The sequence below is a fragment of the Pseudomonas sp. WP18 genome, from assembly GCF_036689585.1.
GTDB lineage: Bacteria > Pseudomonadota > Gammaproteobacteria > Pseudomonadales > Pseudomonadaceae > Aquipseudomonas > Aquipseudomonas chlororaphis_E.
In genome coordinates, this window is sequence record NZ_CP144758.1 from 1,661,811 (window position 1) to 1,679,361 (window position 17,551).

15 protein-coding genes are annotated in these 17,551 nt (G+C 63.5%); 11 read left to right on the plus strand and 4 right to left on the minus strand.

Annotated elements, in window-relative coordinates:
- Positions 1–22: 22 nt before the first annotated feature.
- Positions 23–1,084, plus strand: coding sequence for an AraC family transcriptional regulator (locus V5F23_RS07315; RefSeq protein WP_338497876.1), 1,062 nt, complete (start codon positions 23–25; stop codon positions 1,082–1,084).
- On the opposite strand, the gene V5F23_RS07320 is transcribed toward V5F23_RS07315, so the two are convergent.
- Positions 1,041–2,495, minus strand: a complete 1,455-nt coding sequence (locus V5F23_RS07320) for a TrkH family potassium uptake protein (protein ID WP_042730108.1) — start codon at positions 2,493–2,495, stop codon at positions 1,041–1,043. The two genes, V5F23_RS07315 and V5F23_RS07320, sit on opposite strands and share 44 nt — an antisense overlap.
- Positions 2,496–2,660: 165 nt before the next feature.
- Between V5F23_RS07320 and V5F23_RS07325 the strand changes: the two genes are divergently transcribed.
- Positions 2,661–3,224, plus strand: coding sequence for an NAD(P)H nitroreductase (locus V5F23_RS07325; protein ID WP_042730107.1), 564 nt, complete (start codon positions 2,661–2,663; stop codon positions 3,222–3,224).
- Positions 3,225–3,406: 182 nt separating this feature from the next.
- Here V5F23_RS07325 and V5F23_RS07330 read toward each other — a convergent pair whose 3' ends face one another.
- From V5F23_RS07330 to phhA, 3 genes are all read right to left on the minus strand, one after another.
- Entirely contained in the window at positions 3,407–4,600 is a 1,194-nt protein-coding gene (locus V5F23_RS07330; RefSeq protein WP_338497879.1) for an amino acid aminotransferase, read from the minus strand.
- A complete protein-coding gene (locus tag V5F23_RS07335) occupies positions 4,600–4,956 on the minus strand; it encodes a 4a-hydroxytetrahydrobiopterin dehydratase (RefSeq protein WP_047737665.1) in 357 nt (118 codons plus the stop codon). Before V5F23_RS07335 ends, V5F23_RS07330 begins: the two co-directional genes overlap by 1 nt.
- Before the next feature lie 97 nt (positions 4,957–5,053).
- Entirely contained in the window at positions 5,054–5,839 is a 786-nt protein-coding gene (gene phhA, locus V5F23_RS07340; RefSeq protein ID WP_047737662.1) for a phenylalanine 4-monooxygenase, read from the minus strand.
- Positions 5,840–6,124: 285 nt separating this feature from the next.
- Between phhA and V5F23_RS07345 the strand changes: the two genes are divergently transcribed.
- The 9 genes from V5F23_RS07345 to V5F23_RS07385 all read left to right on the plus strand — a co-directional run bounded on the left by V5F23_RS07345 (position 6,125) and on the right by V5F23_RS07385 (position 17,524).
- Positions 6,125–7,684, plus strand: a complete 1,560-nt coding sequence (locus tag V5F23_RS07345) for a sigma-54-dependent transcriptional regulator (protein ID WP_338497881.1) — start codon at positions 6,125–6,127, stop codon at positions 7,682–7,684.
- Positions 7,685–7,813: 129 nt separating this feature from the next.
- On the plus strand, positions 7,814–8,515 hold the full coding sequence (locus tag V5F23_RS07350) for a WbqC family protein (RefSeq protein ID WP_042731951.1): 702 nt from the start codon (positions 7,814–7,816) through the stop codon (positions 8,513–8,515).
- 50 nt (positions 8,516–8,565) lie between these two features.
- The gene (locus V5F23_RS07355; protein ID WP_338497883.1) at positions 8,566–12,108 is read left to right on the plus strand and encodes a glycosyltransferase; all 3,543 of its coding nucleotides are present in this window, start codon (positions 8,566–8,568) and stop codon (positions 12,106–12,108) included.
- A gap of 43 nt (positions 12,109–12,151) precedes the next feature.
- Complete coding sequence (locus V5F23_RS07360) at positions 12,152–12,880, plus strand: class I SAM-dependent methyltransferase (RefSeq protein WP_047737654.1); 729 nt, start codon at positions 12,152–12,154, stop codon at positions 12,878–12,880.
- Positions 12,877–13,725: an NAD(P)-dependent oxidoreductase gene (locus V5F23_RS07365; protein ID WP_042729474.1), complete on the plus strand. Its 849-nt coding sequence runs from the start codon at positions 12,877–12,879 to the stop codon at positions 13,723–13,725. The genes V5F23_RS07360 and V5F23_RS07365 overlap by 4 nt, the downstream gene beginning before the upstream one ends.
- Positions 13,722–14,699, plus strand: coding sequence for an ATP-grasp domain-containing protein (locus tag V5F23_RS07370; protein WP_042729473.1), 978 nt, complete (start codon positions 13,722–13,724; stop codon positions 14,697–14,699). Before V5F23_RS07365 ends, V5F23_RS07370 begins: the two co-directional genes overlap by 4 nt.
- Entirely contained in the window at positions 14,680–15,357 is a 678-nt protein-coding gene (locus tag V5F23_RS07375; protein ID WP_042729472.1) for a metallophosphoesterase family protein, read from the plus strand. The genes V5F23_RS07370 and V5F23_RS07375 overlap by 20 nt, the downstream gene beginning before the upstream one ends.
- 51 nt (positions 15,358–15,408) lie before the next feature.
- Complete coding sequence (gene rffA / locus V5F23_RS07380; RefSeq protein WP_042729471.1) at positions 15,409–16,554, plus strand: dTDP-4-amino-4,6-dideoxygalactose transaminase; 1,146 nt, start codon at positions 15,409–15,411, stop codon at positions 16,552–16,554.
- A 232-nt stretch (positions 16,555–16,786) separates the two neighbouring features.
- Entirely contained in the window at positions 16,787–17,524 is a 738-nt protein-coding gene (locus V5F23_RS07385) for a flagellar basal body rod protein FlgF (RefSeq protein ID WP_003199043.1), read from the plus strand.
- Positions 17,525–17,551 lie beyond the last annotated feature (27 nt).

Below are 17,551 nucleotides of genomic sequence, written 5' to 3' on the forward strand. Positions count from 1 at the left end.
CTCCTCGTGCAAGTGATCCGTCATGAGCGAACGAACGACTTCTTCAAGCTGGGCGATGGGGATTGTCAAGGCGCTGGAAATGGACGGCCTCGATTGTCGGGCGCTGTTCAAGCAACTGGGGTTGGATTTCGAGGCCCTGGACGATCCGGACGCGCGCTTTCCCCAGGACTCGATGACGCGGCTCTGGCAGCAGGCCGTGCAACTCTCGGGCAACCCGGCCATTGGCCTGAACATGGGCAAGGTAGTGCGCCCGGCTTCCTTCCACGTGGCGGGCTACGCCCTGATGTCCAGCCGCACGCTGGTGGAAGGTTTCCAACGGCTGGTGCGTTACCAGCGGATCATCGCCGAAAGCGCCGAGTTGAGTTTTCGTCAGTTCGAAGAGGGCTACGGGCTGATCCTGACGGTGCACGGCGATCATCTGCCCCCCACCCGCCAGAGCGCCGAAGCATCCCTGGCCTGCGCGCTGGCCCTGTGCAACTGGTTGACCGGGCGCACCCTGCGTCCGGTGAAGGTGCTGTTCCAGGGAGAGGAACCGGCGGACCTGGCGCCTTATCGCCAGGCGTTTCCCGCGCCGCTGGTGTTCGGTGCGCCTTACGACGCGCTGATCCTGGAGCGCAGCGACCTGGAAGCGCCGCTGCCCACGGCCAACGAGGACATGGCGAGGCTGCACGACCGGTTTGCCGGCGAGTACCTGGCGCGGTTTTCGGAAAGCCGTGTGACCCACAAGGCGCGGCAGGTGCTGTGCCGACTGCTGCCCCAGGGCGAGCCCAAGCGCGACGTGGTGGCGCAGACGCTGCACCTGTCCCAGCGCACCTTGCAACGCCGCCTGCAGGAGGAGGGCACCAGTTTCCAGAGCCTGCTCGACGACACCCGCCGCGAGCTGGCCGAACAGTACCTGGCGCAACCGGCCATGACCTTGCTGGAAATCGCCTACTTGCTGGGCTTTGCCGACCCGAGCAATTTTTTCCGGGCCTTTCGCCGTTGGTTCGACACCACGCCCGGTGAGTACCGGGCACGGCTGGCGAGTGCGACGAAACCGGTCAGTGACGCCAGAACGCCGGGATACACAGCACGAACACCGTGATGATCTCCAGCCGTCCCAGCAGCATGCCGCCGGACAGGATCCACTTGGCGGCATCGGGCAGCGGTGCGAAGTTGCCGGCCGGGCCGATGGTTTCCCCCAGCCCCGGGCCGACGCCGGACACGGTGCTGGCCGCGCCGGTCAGGGCAGTCATCCATTCCACCCCCAGCAGCGACAGCAGCAGGGCGATCACGCAGATGGTGATGGCGAAGAAGAACGAGAAGGTCAGGATCGAACGGACGATTTCCTCGTCGAGGCGGTGGCCGTTGTACTTCTGCTTGATCACTGCCCGAGGGTGGATCAGCTGATTGAGGTTGGCCCGCAGCAGGATGTAGGCGACTTGGAAGCGGAAGATCTTGATCCCGCCGGCCGTCGAGCCCGAGCAGCCGCCGACGAAGCCCAGGTAGAAGAACAACATCAGTGAGAAATTGCCCCACAGGCTGTAGTCCCCCAGGGCGAAGCCGGTGGTGGTGACGATCGACGTCACGTTCAGTGCCACGTGCCGCAGGGCGTCCAGCCAATGCAGGTCGGTGGTGGCCCAGTACCAGGTGCCGAGCACCAGCCAGGTGACCAGCAGCACCCCGATCAGGCCCTGGACCTGCTGGTCCTTGATCAACGCCCGGCGATTACCGCGCAGGGTCGAGACGTACAGGGCGAACGGCAGGCTGCCGAGGATCATGATGACGATGGCCACCCAGTGCACGGCCGGCTGCGTCCATTTGGCCAGGGACAGGTCCGAGGTGGAGAAACCGCCGGTGGAAATCGCCGACATCGAATGGTTGATCGCGTCGAACAGGCTCATCCCGGCCCACCACAGGGCCAGTGTGCCGAGAATGGTGATGCCCACGTAGGACGCCACGATCAGCCGCGCCACCATGTGCGAGCGAGGCATGACCTTTTCCGAGCGGTCCGACGACTCGGTCTGGAACAGCCGCATGCCACCGATGCGCAGCAGTGGCAGGATCGCCACCGCCATGCCGATGAAGCCGATCCCGCCGAGCCAGTGCAGCAGCGAGCGCCACATCAGGATGCCCGGGGACATGGTGTCCAGGCCGCTCAGGACCGTGGCGCCGGTGGCGGTGATCCCCGACATGCTCTCGAAGAATGAATCGGTGTAGCTGATGTGCTGAGTCAGCAGGAACGGCAGCGCGGCGAAGATGCACACCACCAGCCAACTGCTGACGGTCAGCAGGTACATGTCGCGCGGGCGCAGGTGAATGTGTTCCGGGCGCCCGGGAAGGACCAGGGCCAGGCCGGCGACGAAGGTGATCATGCTCGACCAGAGGAACGACGGCAGGTCACCGGTGCGGTCGAACACCAGCAACGTGGCCATGGGCACGACCATGAAGATCGCCAGGGTGATCAGGAAGATGCCGATGATGAAACCTATGATCCGCAGGGTCGGCAACGCCATGAAGTCCGCTCGGGCTGAAAGGGGAAGGGCGCCATTCTACCGACGGCAAGCGGCATGTAAACCGCACCCGGCGCGACGGGCGTGTGCCTCGGCGTTCTAATTTGCGCTAACGAACTCGCCGTACAGCCACTAGAATAGCCGGACATTTTTTCAGGGAGGTGGCCGATGCAGGCTCTCGACGCTTTGCTCAACCGTGTTTCCGTCCCGCGCCTGGTGGACCCGGCCCCTACGCCGGAACAGCGCGAGGTCATGTTCGCCGCTGCGATGCGGGCGCCGGATCACGGCCAGTTGCGGCCTTGGCGTTTTCTGACGGTGGAGGGGGCGGCGCGCCAGCGCATGGGCGAACTGCTGGCCGAAGCGGCGCGCTTCAACGACCCGCTGGTGGCCGAAGCCGTTGTGGAAAAAGCCCTCAACGGCCCGTTGCGTGCGCCGTTGGTCGTGGTGGTGATCGCCCGCCTGCAGGATCATTTCAAGGTTCCGAAGGCCGAGCAGATGCTGGCGGCCGGCTGCGCGGCCCATGCCATCCTGCTGGCGGCTTATGCCCAGGGCGTCGGTGGCGTCTGGCGTACGGGCGAGCTGGCGTATTCCCCGCACGTGGCCAAGGGGCTTGGCTTGGAGGACGGCGAAGAGGTGATCGGTTTCCTTTACCTGGGCACCCCGCAGAAAGAGGCACGCGTTGCCCCGAAGGAAGACACCGCCGAATTTGTTCGTGAGTGGACAGGGCTGTAGCTACAACTGGCGGGCTCTTGTGGCGAGGGGATTTATCCCCGCTGGGCTGCGCAGCAGCCCCCCAAACTGTTTTTGCAGGTCCATCTGACACAGCCGAGGCGTCAGCTTTCAGGGCTGCTGCGCAGCCCAACGGGGATAAATCCCCTCGCCACAAAGGGGTATGTGTCAGATAGGGATGACAGTTATTTACAAACGTCAGCAATCGCCTCGGCCAATTGGTCCAGGCGTGTCGCGTCGATGCCCGCCACGTTGGCCCGGCCCGTGCCGACCATGTACACGCTGTGCCGCTCGCGCAGATGCCGGACCTGCTCCGGCGTCAGGCCGGTGTAGGAAAACATTCCGCGTTGTACGCCGATATGGGCGAAGCGCTCCCGCAGGCCGTGGGGCTCGAGGGCGTCCAGCAGGCCGCTGCGTAGCTGGGCGATGCGCAGGCGCATGGCCTGGACTTCATCGGCCCACAGGCTTTTGAGTTGTGCGTCGCCAAGGATGGTCGCGACCACGGCGGCGCCGTGATCCGGCGGCGTCGACCACAGGTTGCGGGCGATGTTGGCCAGTTGGCTGCGGATATCCAGCAACTTCCCGCTTTCCCCGGCGCAGACGATCAGCGCCCCGGTGCGATCGCAGTACAGGCCGAAGTTCTTCGAGCAGGAACTGGTGATCAGCACTTCCGGCAGCGCCTGGGCAAACAGCCGCACCGCCCACGCATCCTGTTCCAGCCCGTCGCCAAAGCCCTGGTAGGCGAAGTCGATCAACGGCAACAGTTCACGCTGGCGCACCACGTCCAGTACCTGGCGCCATTGATCATGGGTCAGGTCGAAACCGGTGGGGTTGTGGCAGCACGCGTGCAGCAGCACCACATCGCCTTTGGGCGCCTGGTTCAAGGTCGCCAGCATGGCCTCGACATCCAGGCGATTGTCGGCGCCCACGTAGGGGTAGTGACTGGCCTTGACGCCAGCGGCGGCGAAGATGGTCTCGTGGATCGGCCAGGTCGGGTTGCTCAGCCAGACGCCCCGTCCGGGCAGGCACTGGGCGATGAAGTCGGCACTCAGGCGCAGGGCCCCGGTGCCCCCTGGGGTCTGGGTGGCGCCGGCGCGTTTTTCGGCGATGTGTGCCGAGTCCGCGCCCAGCACCAGTTCACTGATCAACTGGCCGAACGCCGCGTCGCCGTGACCGCCAATGTAGGTCTTGGTGGTCTGGCGATCCACCAGGCGCTGTTCGGCCTGCTTGACCGATTCGAGGATCGGCGTCAGGCCCTGGGCGTCCTTGTAGACCCCCACGCCCAGGTCGAACTTGCTCGGGTTGGTGTCCGCGCCGTAGGCCTCCATCAGGCCGAGGATCGGATCGCCGGGCACCCGGCCGATGGCGTCGAAATGCATTACTTGCGACCCTCGGCGGTCTTGGCCACTTCATCGGTGCGCGCGGCCATGATGAAGTCATTGCGGTGCAGGCCCTTGATGGAGTGGCTCCACCAGGTCACGGTGACTTTGCCCCATTCGGTCAGCAGGCCCGGGTGATGGCCCTCGGCTTCGGAGATCTCGCCGACGGCGTTGGTGAAGGCCAGGGCGTGCTTGAAATTCTTGAACAGGAAGACCTTTTCCAGCTGCATCACGCTGTCGCGCACTTCGATGTTCCAGTCCGGGATCTGCTTGATCAGTACCGGCAGTTCTTCGTCGCTGACTTGCGGGGCATCGGCGCGGCAGGCTTCGCAATGGGCTTGGTTCAGAGTGTTCATGGTGTGTTCCTGGATCGAAAGAGTAGAACGTCGATGCGCCCACGCTAAAGCAAAGCCGTGCGGCGCAACAGACTCAATTGGGCTCAAAAAAAGCCATTCAGGCCGCTTTTGGCGGAAATTTCGGCGTGTGCAGGCCCAGTTCCCGGCCGCGCTTGACCAGGCTCATGATGTCTTCATGGGCCAGGTCGAACAGGCGCTTGAGCTCGGGAAGGACGAAGTACACCGGTTGCAGGATGTCGATGCGATACGGCGTGCGCATGGCTTCCAGCGGATCGAACGCCTGGTGCTCGGGCTCGTCGGACAGGCAGTACACCGTCTCCTTGGGGGACGACAGGATGCCACCGCCGTAGATGCGTCGGCCCTGGGGCGTGTCCACTAGGCCGAACTCGATGGTCATCCAGTACAGGCGCGCTAGGTAGACGCGTTCTTCCTTGGAGGCCTGCAGGCCGAGCTTGCCGTAGGTGTGGGTGAATTCGGCGAACCAGGGGTTGGTCAGCAGGGGGCAGTGGCCGAAGATCTCGTGGAAAATGTCCGGCTCTTGCAGGTAGTCCAGTTCTTCACGGGTACGAATAAAGGTCGCCACCGGAAACTGCTTGCTGGCCAGCAATTCAAAAAAGGTCTGGAAGGGGATCAGCGCCGGCACCCGGGCGACTTGCCAGCCCGTGGTTTCGCCCAGCACTTTATTGATTTCACCCAGTTGCGGGATGCGATCGTGGGGCAGGCCGAGCTTTTCGATGCCGTCGAGGTATTCCTGGCACGCGCGGCCCTCGATGACTTTCAACTGGCGGGTGATCAGCGTGTTCCACACCGCATGTTCTTCGGCGGGGTAGTCGATAAAACCTTGCGCATCGGGCTCGCGGGCCACGTACTGCGTCTGCTTCATGCTGTTCTCCTGCTGATTTCCCTCATGGGGGAAAGGCGTGTTTTGTTGTTATGTCCAGCGATGCAGTAGAGATAACGCGAAGCAGACGAATGTGCAGCAGGGCCATGGCGACGTGGGTGGATGGAATGGCGCTGTTTCGTAAATTTTTCGTTACAGATGGGCCGGTGCGTCCATGCCGATTGGTTTTTCAGCTGGGAAATGCCCTACGGCTGTCACATAATCTTGACGGTTATTTGCACTCAGTCTCAGAAAAATCCTACCCACAACGAGCTCCCGGGCCTCCTTATGCGCATCAAAGTCCATTGCCAGAACCGCATCGGCATCCTGCGGGACATCCTCAACCTGTTGGTGGAGTACGGCATCAACGTCGCCCGCGGGGAGGTTGGTGGCGAACATGGCAATGCGATCTACCTGCACTGTCCCAATCTGATCAACATTCAATTCCAGGCGTTGCGTCCGAAGTTCGAGGGCATCGCCGGGGTGTTTGGCGTCAAGCGTGTAGGGCTGATGCCCAGCGAGCGTCGGCACATGGAGCTCAACGCCTTGCTGGGCGCCCTGGAGTTTCCGGTGCTGTCCATCGACATGGGCGGCTCCATCGTCGCCGCGAACCGGGCGGCGGCGCAGTTGCTCGGGGTGCGGGTGGATGAGGTGCCGGGAATCCCGTTGTCGCGTTATGCCGAGGATTTCGACCTGCCGGAGCTGGTGCGCGCCAACCAGTCGCGCATTAACGGCCTGCGGGTCAAGGTCAAGGGCGATGTGTTCCTGGCCGATATCGCGCCTCTGCAATCGGAGCACGACGACAGCGAGGCCATGGCCGGCGCGGTCCTGACGTTGCACCGCGCCGATCGGGTCGGCGAGCGTATCTACAACGTGCGCAAGCAGGAGTTACGCGGCTTCGACAGCATCTTCCAGAGCTCCAAGGTGATGGCGGCGGTGGTCCGTGAAGCCCGGCGCATGGCGCCGCTGGATGCGCCGCTGTTGATCGAAGGCGAGACCGGCACCGGCAAGGAATTGCTGGCGCGGGCCTGCCACCTGGCGAGCCCGCGCGGGCAATCGCCGCTGATGGCGCTCAACTGTGCCGGCCTGCCGGAGTCCATGGCCGAGACCGAACTGTTCGGCTATGGCCCTGGCGCCTTCGAAGGTGCCCGGGCCGAAGGCAAGCTCGGCCTGCTGGAACTGACGGCGGGGGGCACGCTGTTTCTCGACGGGGTCGGGGAGATGAGCCCGCGCCTGCAAGTGAAGCTGCTGCGCTTTTTGCAGGACGGTTGTTTTCGTCGGGTCGGCAGCGATGAGGAGGTGTACCTGGATGTGCGCGTGATCTGCGCCACCCAGGTGGACCTCTCCGAACTCTGCGCCCGCGGCGAATTCCGCCAGGACCTCTACCACCGCTTGAACGTTCTGTCGCTGCACATTCCGCCACTGCGCGAATGCCTGGATGGGCTGACGCCGTTGGTGGAGCACTTTCTCGACCAGGCCAGCCGCCAGATCGGCTGCCCGTTGCCAAAGCTGGCCCCGGCGGCAATGGAGCGCCTGAGCAACTACCATTGGCCGGGCAATGTCCGGCAACTGGAAAACGTGTTGTTCCAGGCGGTGTCCCTGTGCGATGGCGGGAAAGTGCGGGCCGAGCACATTCGCCTGCCGGACTACGGCGTGCGCCAGCCCCTTGGCGATTTCTCCCTTGAGGGCGGGCTCGACGAGATCGTCGGGCGCTTCGAGAAGGCGGTGCTGGAGCGCCTCTACTCCGAGCACCCCAGCAGCCGGCAATTGGGCAAGCGGTTGGGGGTGTCCCATACCACCATTGCCAACAAGTTGCGGGCGTACGAGGTGGGCAAGGCTGAGTCCTGACCGTAGCGGCGGCTGAAATAGTTGGTATGGGATTTGCTCGACCGAGGTCGGTGCGCCGCTTATTCCCATTCTGTGGCGACTTTTTGACAGGGCTCAGCCCCGGTTCCCGCTGCGTACGTGAGATTCAGAATGCATAAGAAAATTGCAGTGGTGCAGTCGAACTACATTCCCTGGAAGGGCTACTTCGATCTGATCCGCAGCGTCGATGCGTTCATCCTGTACGACGACGTCCAGTACACCCGCAGTGACTGGCGCAACCGTAACAAGATCAAGACCGCCCAAGGCGAGTATTGGCTGAGTATCCCGGTCAAGAAAAAGGGCCGCCTCGGCCAGTTGATCAATGAAGTCGAGATCAGCACTCCGGGCTGGGCTGCCGCGCACTGGAAAACCATCGAGCAGAGCTACCGACGCGCGCCGTATTTTGCGCAGATGCAAGCGCCGATTCGGGCGCTCTACGAGCAGGCGGCCGACCTGACCCACCTGACCCGGATCAACCACCTGTTCATCGCCGGCCTGTGCCCCCTGTTGGGCATCCACACACCGCTTTACCGTTCTGAGGACCTGGGTGGGGTCGAGGGCAAGAACGAGCGTCTGATCCACCTGTGCCAGGCCCTCGGTGCCGAGCATTACCTTTCCGGACCGGCAGCCAGCCATTACCTCGACGAAGCCGCGTTCGCCGCCCAAGGCATCACGGTGTCGTACATGAGCTACGCCGGCTACCCCGAATACCCGCAGGTGTACGGCGACTTCCAGCACGCGGTCAGTGTCATCGACCTGTTGTTCAATACCGGCGCGGATGCATCGGCTTTCATGACGCGAGGGGCTGCCTGAGCGGGCCTTGCAGTCACACCCTGTTTGATTTGATTGTGGAGATGCACCCGATGTCGAACCCCGCGCAGTTGGACGCTCATTCGCTTGAACAGGCGTTGGCGCGTTTGCGGCTGATGTATGCCAAACCCGAGCATCCCTACTATTTCGCCGCACCTGCCTACCGTGAATCGTCGTCGGGCGTGGTCTCGCTGCATTACCTCTGCCACATGCTCAATCTCAGTGGCCGTGAGGCTTACATCTGCGGCAGCGACGTGGTCAATCCAGACCTCAAGACCCCGGTGATCACCTCCGCGATCAAACAGCGCCACAAGGCCGCCGGCAAAGTGCCGATCGCGGTGTACCCCGAGGTGTTCCCCGGCAATCCGCTGAACTGTTCGGTCGTGGCGCGTTTTCTGCTGAATTTCGAGGGCTTCCTTACCGGAAACAGCATGGACGCGGCGCCCACCGACTTGTTTTTCTATTACGCAGCCCGGCTCGCCGAGCACCGGGGCGACCCTGACGGCGACCTGCTGTGCCTGCCGACCATCGACATCGAAATGTTCTCCAGCGTGGGCACCGATGCTGTGCGCGAGGGTAGCTATCTCTATCAGAACCGCCACCCGCTGGAAAAGATCGACTACGCGCAACTGCCCGCCGACATTCGTCTGCTGAGTATGGCCAATCCGCTGACCCTGCCTGAGTTGGCCAAGGTGTTGCGCAAGGCCGAGGTGATGTATTCCTACGAGTGGTCGATGACCTGCGTGATGGCGGTGCTGTGCGGCTGCCCGGTGATCTTCATTCCGGGGCATGGCGTCGACCAGCCGCTGCTCGACACCAGTTTCTTCGGCAGTGTGGGCTTTGCCATGCTCGACCAGCCGGACCCGTTGGCGCATGCCCGGGCCAGCCTCGGTGACGCTTTGCCGCGTTACGTTGAGCGCACCGCGTCTTTCTGGCAGCAACTGGATGTGTTCATTGCCCGGACCCAGGCGACCGCCGCCCGGGAAGCCGTCGGCAACCGCCTGGGGGCGCTCGACTGGTTGCGCCAGCGCTACCCGACGGCCCAGCAGTTGCGCCTGGTCAACGAGCGCTTGGCGATCCCAACGGCCCCCAGCTTCACGGTCCTGGTCCGCGATGACGGCAACCCGCTTGCATTGGCGCACACCCTCGACAGCCTGGATCGACAGTTGTACCAGCGCATCCATGTGTGCGTGATGGGCAGCGTCGATCCGGCGCGCGCCAACGTCCAGTGGTTGGCCTGTGATCCGAGGCAGCCGGTGACTGCGATCAATGGCTTGCTCGCTGGCATCCAGAGCGACTGGGTGATGATGGTCGAGGCGGGGGAGGAGTTCGTGGCCGCAGGCTTGCAGGTGACGGCGCTCAACCTGCTCGACGCCCCCGACAATTGCCTGGCGGTGTACGCCGACGAGGCGCTGCGCATGGCTGGCGTGGTCAATGTCGCGCTGCGCCCCGATCTGAACCTGGACTTGCTGTTGGCCAACCCGGCCAGTTTTTCCCGTCACTGGATGTACCGTCGCGAAGCGCTGGTGCAGCTGTGCGGTTTTGACGAGACCTGCGGCGGAGCCTTTGAGCTGGCCTATCAGTTGCGCCTGATCAGCGAGCAAGGTGGGCAGAGCGTGGGGCATGTCAGCGAGCCCCTGCTGATCGGCAACGAGCCGAGGCCGTCGGACTGCGCCGATGAGCGTGCGGTCATCGACGCGCATCTGCAGGCGCGTGGCTACGTTCAAGGGCAGGCGATCGCCCTGGACATGCAGCCCGGCGGCTACCGCATCGACTACGGCCATGAGCGCCAGGCCTCGGTCAGCATTGTGATCTACCTCGAAGGGCAACTGGTCAATTTCCAGCGTTGCCTGGAAAGCCTGCTGATCCAGACCAGCGCCGTGGACTTCGAAGTCTTGCTGGTCGAGCCGGGCGGCGACGACCCTGCCTTGCTGGAGTGGCTGGCGCTAGTCGAGGAGATGGGCGAAGGCCGTTTCCAGGTGTTGCGTTTCATGCCGGGACAATCCCGTGCAGCCATGTGCAATGCGGCGGCGCAGGAAGCGCGTGGCGAGTACCTGCTGTGGCTCGATGCCCATGCCGCCGTGCTGGAACCCGGCTGGTTGCACGCGTTGCTCAACCAGGCCCAGCGCCCGGAAGTCGGCGCCGTGGGCGGCAAGTCCCAGGACAACCAGGGGCGCATTCGCCAGGCGGGCCTGGTGCTGGGGTTGGGAGGAACGGTCGGTCGGGCTTTCGAGGGTGTGTCATCCCAGGTGGCGGGCTACATGGGGCGGCTGGGGCTTGAGCAGAGCTGCTGCGCGGTGGACGGTGAGTGCCTGATGCTGCGTCGGGCGTTGTTCCTCGAAGCGGGCGGCTTCGACACCGATCCGTTGTTGGCGCCCTGGACCTCTATCGACCTGTGCCTGAAGTTGTACCAGGCGGGGTACCTTAACGTCTGGACGCCTTTCACACGCCTGTTGGTCGACCCGCTGCCGGCCCCCCGTGCGAGCCGCGAGCAGGAGGACGCGTTGTTCGCCCGCTGGATGCCGCAGTTGGCCCGCGACCCTGGCTACAACGCCAATTTCTCGCTGCGTGCCGGTGAGGGCTTTACCCTGGAAAACAACGACCTGAGCTGGTATCCGCTGCAAGGCAGCGTGCCGAGGCTGCTGGTTTGCATCACTGACCCGCAGGCGACGGGGCACTCGCGGCTGATCCAGCCGTTGCGGGCCATGCTGGAAGCCGGGCAGGTCGAGGGTACGGCGGTTTCAACGGTGTTGTCGGCGGTGGAGATCGAGCGCCTGGCGCCGGCCACCGTGGTGTTGCAGCGGCCTCTGGATGACGCGGGGCTGTTGGCCCTGAGCCGCCTGAGGGCGTTTTCCAAAGCGTTCACGGTCTACGACCTGGGCGGTTACTTGCCGCAGATGGAATTGAAGGGTGATGACTCGGCCGATGAGCTGTTGGAGCGCCTGCGGTTCGGGCTGCTACAGGCCGATCGGGTATTGGTCTCTTCACCGACGCTGGCCGAACTGTTGCAGGGCCAGCACGATGATATTCGCCTGGTGGAAACCCTGCTGCCGGCCGCCTGGGGGCGCCTGCAGAGCAAGCGTGCCGTAGGCGTCAGGCCGCGCCTGGGCTGGCTGGGTGGCAAGGACGCCGAGCTGTTGGCCGATGTGCTGCCAGCGTTGGCCGGCGAAGTGGACTGGGTGGTGCTGGGCGACTGTCCGGCGGCCATGCGGCCTTTCGTGGCAGAACTGCACCCGGGTGTCGGGCAGCAGCAGTTGGCGGGCGCCCTGGCCGCGTTGAACCTTGATCTTGCCTTGGTACCGATGGCCGAAACCCTGGGCAACGCCTGCTCGGCCGACCTGCGCGTCCTGCAGCATGCCGCTTGCGGGCATCCGGTCATTTGCAGCCGGGTGCCGGGGTTTGTCGGTGGCGAGGTATTGCCGCTGTCGCGCGTGAGCAACGAGGCGCAAGACTGGATCCGCACGATTCGCCTGCACCTGGAGGATCGTGAGGCCTCGGCGACCCTGGGAGACGCCTTGCAGTCGGCCGTGCGTACCCAGTGGCTGCTCGAAGGTGAGCGCCTGGACGCCTGGCGACAGGCCTGGCTGGCTGATTGAACCGTACCGATGACTATTTGGCCGCCCAGCGGAGTGCAGTGACATGAGCAACGATCTTGATACCTTCATCGCCGCCTACAGCGACAGCTTTGGCTATGCGTATGACAACAACATCATTCTCAATTGGTATCCCCAACGCATCATGGCGCTGTGCACCCAGGCGCAAAGCCTGCTGGAGCTCGGCGTGGGCCATGGTTTCAGTACCCATCGCTTCTCGAAGTTCTTTAGCAAACACACGGTCATCGACGGCTCCGCCTCGGTGATCGCCCAGTTCAAGGCCCAGTACCCGGACAGCCCGGCCGAGATTGTCGAAAGTTATTTCGAGACCTTCGACACCGACCAGCGTTTCGATCTCATTGTGATGGGCTTCGTGCTTGAGCACGTCGATGATCCGCAGGTCGTGCTGCAACGGTTCAAGCGTTTCCTGGCGCCGGGGGGGCGTTGCTTCGTGCTGGTGCCCAATGGCGAGTCCCTGCATCGGCGCTTCGGCCATGCTGCCGGGTTGCTTGACGACATGATGGCGCTGGGCAGCGGCGATCTGGAACTGGGTCATGTGCGCAGCTATTCGCTACAGTCCCTGACGGCCGAGCTGCAAGCCGCAGGGCTTGAGGTGGTGCGCAAGGAAGGCGTGTTCCTCAAGCCTTTCACCACCGGTCAACTGAAGGAATTGAACCTGGGGGCGGACATCGTCCAGGCCATGTGCACCGTGGGGATCGATTACCCGGAGCTCAGTTGCGCGCTCATGCTCGAAGCGACAGTCGCTGCGTCATGAGAAGCCTGGTCATCGGAAGTACCTCGGTCATCGGCCAGGCGGTTGCTCGCGGCTTGTCGCGCCATGGCCAGGTCAGGTTGGCGGGGCGCCGGGATGCCGACATCGCCTTCGACTTGAGTGCCCAGGCGCCCGTCGCCTGCGATGAGCGCTTCGACGTTGTCGTGTTGGCCGCTGCCGATTTCGGCGGGCGCCAGCCGGATGAGCTGGTTCGCGCCGAGCTGGTCAACAGCGTGGGTACGCTGGCGGCCTGTCGCCTGGCGGAACAATGCGGGGCCCGCCATTTCATCTTGCTGTCGTCGCGTTCAGCCTGCGACCAGGTGACGGATCCCTACTTTGGCATCTACTCGCTGTCCAAGCGCCATGCCGAGGAAGTGGCGAGCCTGTATTGCCAGGAGCGCGGCATGGCGTTGAGCATCCTGCGTATCAGCCAGGTCTACGGCAGTGACGAGCAGTGCCGGTCTCATCAACCGCTGTTGTATGCCATGGCCGACAAAGCGCAAGCCGGGCAGGCCGTCGAGCTGTATGGCCGCAACGACGCCAAGCGCAACTACCTGCACCTGAACGACCTTGCCGAGCTCTGCGCACGGGTAGCGACCCACGGCATTACAGGGCTGTTCAACTGCGGCCATCCGCAATCCCCGCGTCTTTCCGAGATCGCCCAGGCCGCGTTCGAAGCATTTGGCAAGCCGCTGGACGTCCGCTTCCTGGCGGAAAAAAACGACATCCCCGACCTGCCGCCCTTCGACGATTTGCAGGCGCTCCACGAGCAAACGGGTTTCACCCCGCGAATCGACATTCGCCAGGGATTCGAGTTGATGCGAGCGCACCGGGAGACCCTGGCATGAAGACCGTCATGGTGACTGGCGTAGGGGCCATCATGGGCTATGGCCTGCTCAAGTCCTTGCGTGCGGCGGATGCCTCTGTCCGGCTGATCGGCACCGATATCTACGACGACGCTGTCGGGCGCGCCTGGAGCGATGCATTCGAGCAAGCCCCGCTGACCGCTGACCCGGGATATGGCCAATGGCTGGGCGACACCCTGGCCCGGCACAAGGTTGACCTGCTGATTCCGGGGATCGAACAGGACCTCCATTGGCTGTCGGACAACCGCGCGTTGTTGGCCACGCTTGACTGCCGGGTGGTGCTCAACAATTCGCACCTGATCGACCTTTCCCGGGATAAATGGGCCATGGACCAGGCGCTGGTGGCGCTGGGGGATGCCTGCCGTATTCCCAGCCTGCTGTCCGGGGACTTTCATTCGCTCACGGCCGCGCTGGGCCTGCCGTTCCTGCTCAAGCCGCGCAGGAGCTACGCTTCCAAGGGGTTGGTCTGGGTTCGCGAGGAGCGCGACTTCACGCCTCACGCGCCGTTGCTGGGTGAGTACCTCATGGCCCAACCGATCATTGGCAGCGCGGCCGACGAGTTCACCGTGGCGGCGTTTGGCGACGGTCGCGGCGACCCCGGGCCGATCATTGCCTTCCAGCGCCGCCTGGCCTCGGATGGCTCCACCGCCAAGGCTTGGGTGTATCAGGACGATTCGCTGGAACAGGTGGTGGTCAGGTTATGCCGTGCCTTCAAGCCTGAGGGGCCGACCAACTTGCAGTTCCGGCGTGGCGGCGACGGTTCCTGGAGCCTGCTGGAGATCAATCCGCGGATCTCCTCGACCAGTTCGATACGCCGCGCATTCGGCTACAACGAGGCGGCCATGTGCCTGGACTATTACCTGCACGGCAAGACGCTGGCCCGGCCTACGCTGCGCAGTGGTTTCGCTGTTCGTTATATAGAGGACTTCATTGTCTATGATCGGGATCATTTCTGACGTACATGGCAATTACAGCGCCCTTCGGACAGTGCTGGCCAAGCTCGACGAACTGGGTGTTACACAGATCATCTGCTTGGGCGACACCGCCGGTTACTACAGCCAGGTCAATGAATGCTGCGACGCCCTGCGCGAGCGGGACGTCTTCTCGGTGATGGGCAACCACGACTGGTACCTGGCCAAGCACGAGCGATGCCCTCGTTCCAACAGCGCCAATGCCTGCCTGGACTACCAGCAAGGCGTCGTCACGGCGCAGAACCTGGCCTGGCTGGGCTCGCTTGCGCAGCGCTCGAACCAACAGGGGGTGAGCATCGTCCACGGTGGCTGGAACGATCCGTTGGATGAGTACGTGCGACCTTCGCAGGCGTATTTTTCGCCCTTGCCTGGCCGCTACTTCGCCTCGGGCCATACTCATGTCCAGTACCTGTGGAGCGGCGAAGGCAAGGTCTACTGCAACCCTGGTTCAGTCGGCCAGCCCCGTGATGGTGACGCTCGGGCCGGTTTCGCCACCTGGGACGGTGAGGCGTTCGAGCTGCACCGGGTTGAATACGACATCGTTGAAACCCAGCAGGCGATGAAGCGAGCCGGATTCACTCCGTACTTCTATGAAAATCTTGATACAGGCAGCCAGATAGGTGGGCGGATCAGTGCGGTTTGAGGTTTTGTCCTGCGCGCCACCCATGACCATGCCCATCCAGGGAAGTTTGCAATGAGCAAAGAAACGATCTTCTTCAATCGCCCTTACATGACCGGCAAGGAACTGGATTACATCGCCCAGGCCAAGTTCGGCAACATGCTCGCCGGCGATGGCCCCTTCACCAAGCGGTGTCATCGCTGGCTGGAGGCGCAAACGGGCAGCAACAAGGCCCTGCTGACCCATTCATGCACCGCGGCCCTGGAAATGACGGCGTTGCTGCTGGATATCCAGCCTGGCGATGAAGTCATCCTGCCGTCGTATACGTTCGTCTCCACCGCCAATGCCTTCGTGTTGCGCGGCGCGGTGCCGGTCTTCGTCGATGTGCGGCCCGACACCCTGAACCTGGACGAGCGCCTGATCGAGGCGGCGATCACGCCACGGACCAAGGCCATCGTACCTGTGCACTACGCAGGCGTGGCCTGCGAGATGGACGAGATCCTGGCCATTGCCCGCAGGCATGGGCTGGCCGTGGTGGAAGACGCCGCGCAAGGTGTGATGTCGACCTACAAGGGGCGGGCGCTGGGCAGTATCGGTGACCTGGGGGCCTTCAGCTTTCACGAAACCAAGAACGTGATTTCGGGGGAGGGCGGGGCCTTGCTGGTCAATGATCCCGCGTTGGCGTTGCGGGCCGAGATCATCCGGGAAAAAGGCACCGATCGCAGCCGGTTCTTCCGGGGTGAAGTAGACAAGTACACGTGGCAGGAAGTGGGCTCCTCGTTCCTGCCGGGGGAAATGACGGCCGCGTTCCTCTGGGCCCAGTTGGAAGAGGCGCAAGCCATCACCAACCGCCGCCTGGCCCTCTGGGACAATTACCATGCGGCGCTGGCGACGCTTGAGCGGCAAGGGGCGCTGCGGCGTCCGATAGTGCCTGAAAACTGCCAGCACAACGCGCACATGTACTACGTGATCCTCGCCCCGGGCGTCGAGCGCCAGGCCGTCCTCGAAGAGCTCAAGCGACATGCCATCTACGCGGTGTTCCATTACGTGCCGCTGCATTCATCGCCCGGTGGCCTGCGTTATGGACGCGTGCAGGGGTCGATGGAGGTGACTGACGGCTATTCCGAGCGCCTGTTGCGTTTGCCCATGTGGCTCGGCTTGACCCATGAGCACCAGGAGCAGGTGGTGGGTGTGTTGGGCGATGCCTTGGCAAAGGCCTGACCTCCGCCAGCCGATGAGGCGCCTGGCATCAGGCCAGGTGCCAGGCCTTGCCACCTAGCGGCATAACACCGCCGGTTTTTCGACTTCGACACCCTCAACCTATCCTCTGTAAATCCCCCAGGCCCTTTGTTTACCGGGCCTTGGCCCGCCAGAAAAAAGTTGGTCTGCAAATTGCTTAAGGCTGTGCAACACAGCAGTGGACGGCAAACGTCCGGCATGCAGAGGAACGACAGTGGACAAGTACCTTTATGTGGCAATGACCGGCGCCAGCCAGAACGCACTGGCGCAACGGGCCCATGCCAACAACCTGGCGAACATTTCCACCAATGGTTTCCAGAAAGACCTGGAGCAGGCGCGCTCGATGCCGGTGTTCGGCGACAGCTTTCCGGCGCGGGCGTTTGCCATGTCCGAGCGACCTGCCACGGACTTCACACCGGGCGCGTTGGTGGAAACCGGTCGCGACCTCGACGTGGCGGTCAGCGGTCCGGGCTGGATGGCGGTACAGAATCCCGACGGTGGTGAAAGCTACGTGCGCACCGGCAGCCTCAATGTTGACGCCCTGGGCGTGCTGCGGGCCGGCAACGGCATGCCGGTGATGGGCAACGGCGGTCCCATCGCCGTGCCGCCGGAGCAGAAGATCGAAATCGGCCAGGACGGCACCATCAGCATCCGCGCCATGGGCGAAGGCCCGCGGGTAATGGCCGAGGTGGACCGCATCAAGCTGGTCAATCCGGACCTCAAGAACATGACCAAGGGCCTGGACGGTTCGATCCGGACCAAGGACGGCCAGCCGGCACCCATCGATGCCAACGTGCAGTTGGTCTCGGGGTTCCAGGAAGCGAGCAACGTCAATGCCGTGGACGAGATGACCTCGGTCCTGGCCCTGGCCAAGCAGTTCGAGCTTCACGTGAAGATGATGAACACCGCCAAAGAAGGCGATGAGGCTATGGCTCGGGTCTTGCAGATCTAACTATTAATGACAGCGTCGCGCCGATAA

What these genes read in the sequence shown, in the direction of transcription:
- V5F23_RS07325 (WP_042730107.1), top strand. Translation starts at nt 2,661, where the DNA reads ATGCAGGCTCTCGACGCTTTGCTCAACCGTGTTTCCGTCCCGCGCCTG.
- V5F23_RS07345 (WP_338497881.1), top strand. Translation starts at nt 6,125, where the DNA reads ATGCGCATCAAAGTCCATTGCCAGAACCGCATCGGCATCCTGCGGGAC.
- V5F23_RS07320 (WP_042730108.1), bottom strand. Translation starts at nt 2,495, where the DNA reads ATGGCGTTGCCGACCCTGCGGATCATAGGTTTCATCATCGGCATCTTC.
- V5F23_RS07360 (WP_047737654.1), top strand. Translation starts at nt 12,152, where the DNA reads ATGAGCAACGATCTTGATACCTTCATCGCCGCCTACAGCGACAGCTTT.
- V5F23_RS07370 (WP_042729473.1), top strand. Translation starts at nt 13,722, where the DNA reads ATGAAGACCGTCATGGTGACTGGCGTAGGGGCCATCATGGGCTATGGC.
- phhA (WP_047737662.1), bottom strand. Translation starts at nt 5,839, where the DNA reads ATGAAGCAGACGCAGTACGTGGCCCGCGAGCCCGATGCGCAAGGTTTT.
- V5F23_RS07365 (WP_042729474.1), top strand. Translation starts at nt 12,877, where the DNA reads ATGAGAAGCCTGGTCATCGGAAGTACCTCGGTCATCGGCCAGGCGGTT.
- V5F23_RS07375 (WP_042729472.1), top strand. Translation starts at nt 14,680, where the DNA reads ATGATCGGGATCATTTCTGACGTACATGGCAATTACAGCGCCCTTCGG.
- V5F23_RS07330 (WP_338497879.1), bottom strand. Translation starts at nt 4,600, where the DNA reads ATGCATTTCGACGCCATCGGCCGGGTGCCCGGCGATCCGATCCTCGGC.
- V5F23_RS07315 (WP_338497876.1), top strand. Translation starts at nt 23, where the DNA reads ATGAGCGAACGAACGACTTCTTCAAGCTGGGCGATGGGGATTGTCAAG.
- V5F23_RS07335 (WP_047737665.1), bottom strand. Translation starts at nt 4,956, where the DNA reads ATGAACACTCTGAACCAAGCCCATTGCGAAGCCTGCCGCGCCGATGCC.
- V5F23_RS07355 (WP_338497883.1), top strand. Translation starts at nt 8,566, where the DNA reads ATGTCGAACCCCGCGCAGTTGGACGCTCATTCGCTTGAACAGGCGTTG.
- V5F23_RS07350 (WP_042731951.1), top strand. Translation starts at nt 7,814, where the DNA reads ATGCATAAGAAAATTGCAGTGGTGCAGTCGAACTACATTCCCTGGAAG.
- rffA (WP_042729471.1), top strand. Translation starts at nt 15,409, where the DNA reads ATGAGCAAAGAAACGATCTTCTTCAATCGCCCTTACATGACCGGCAAG.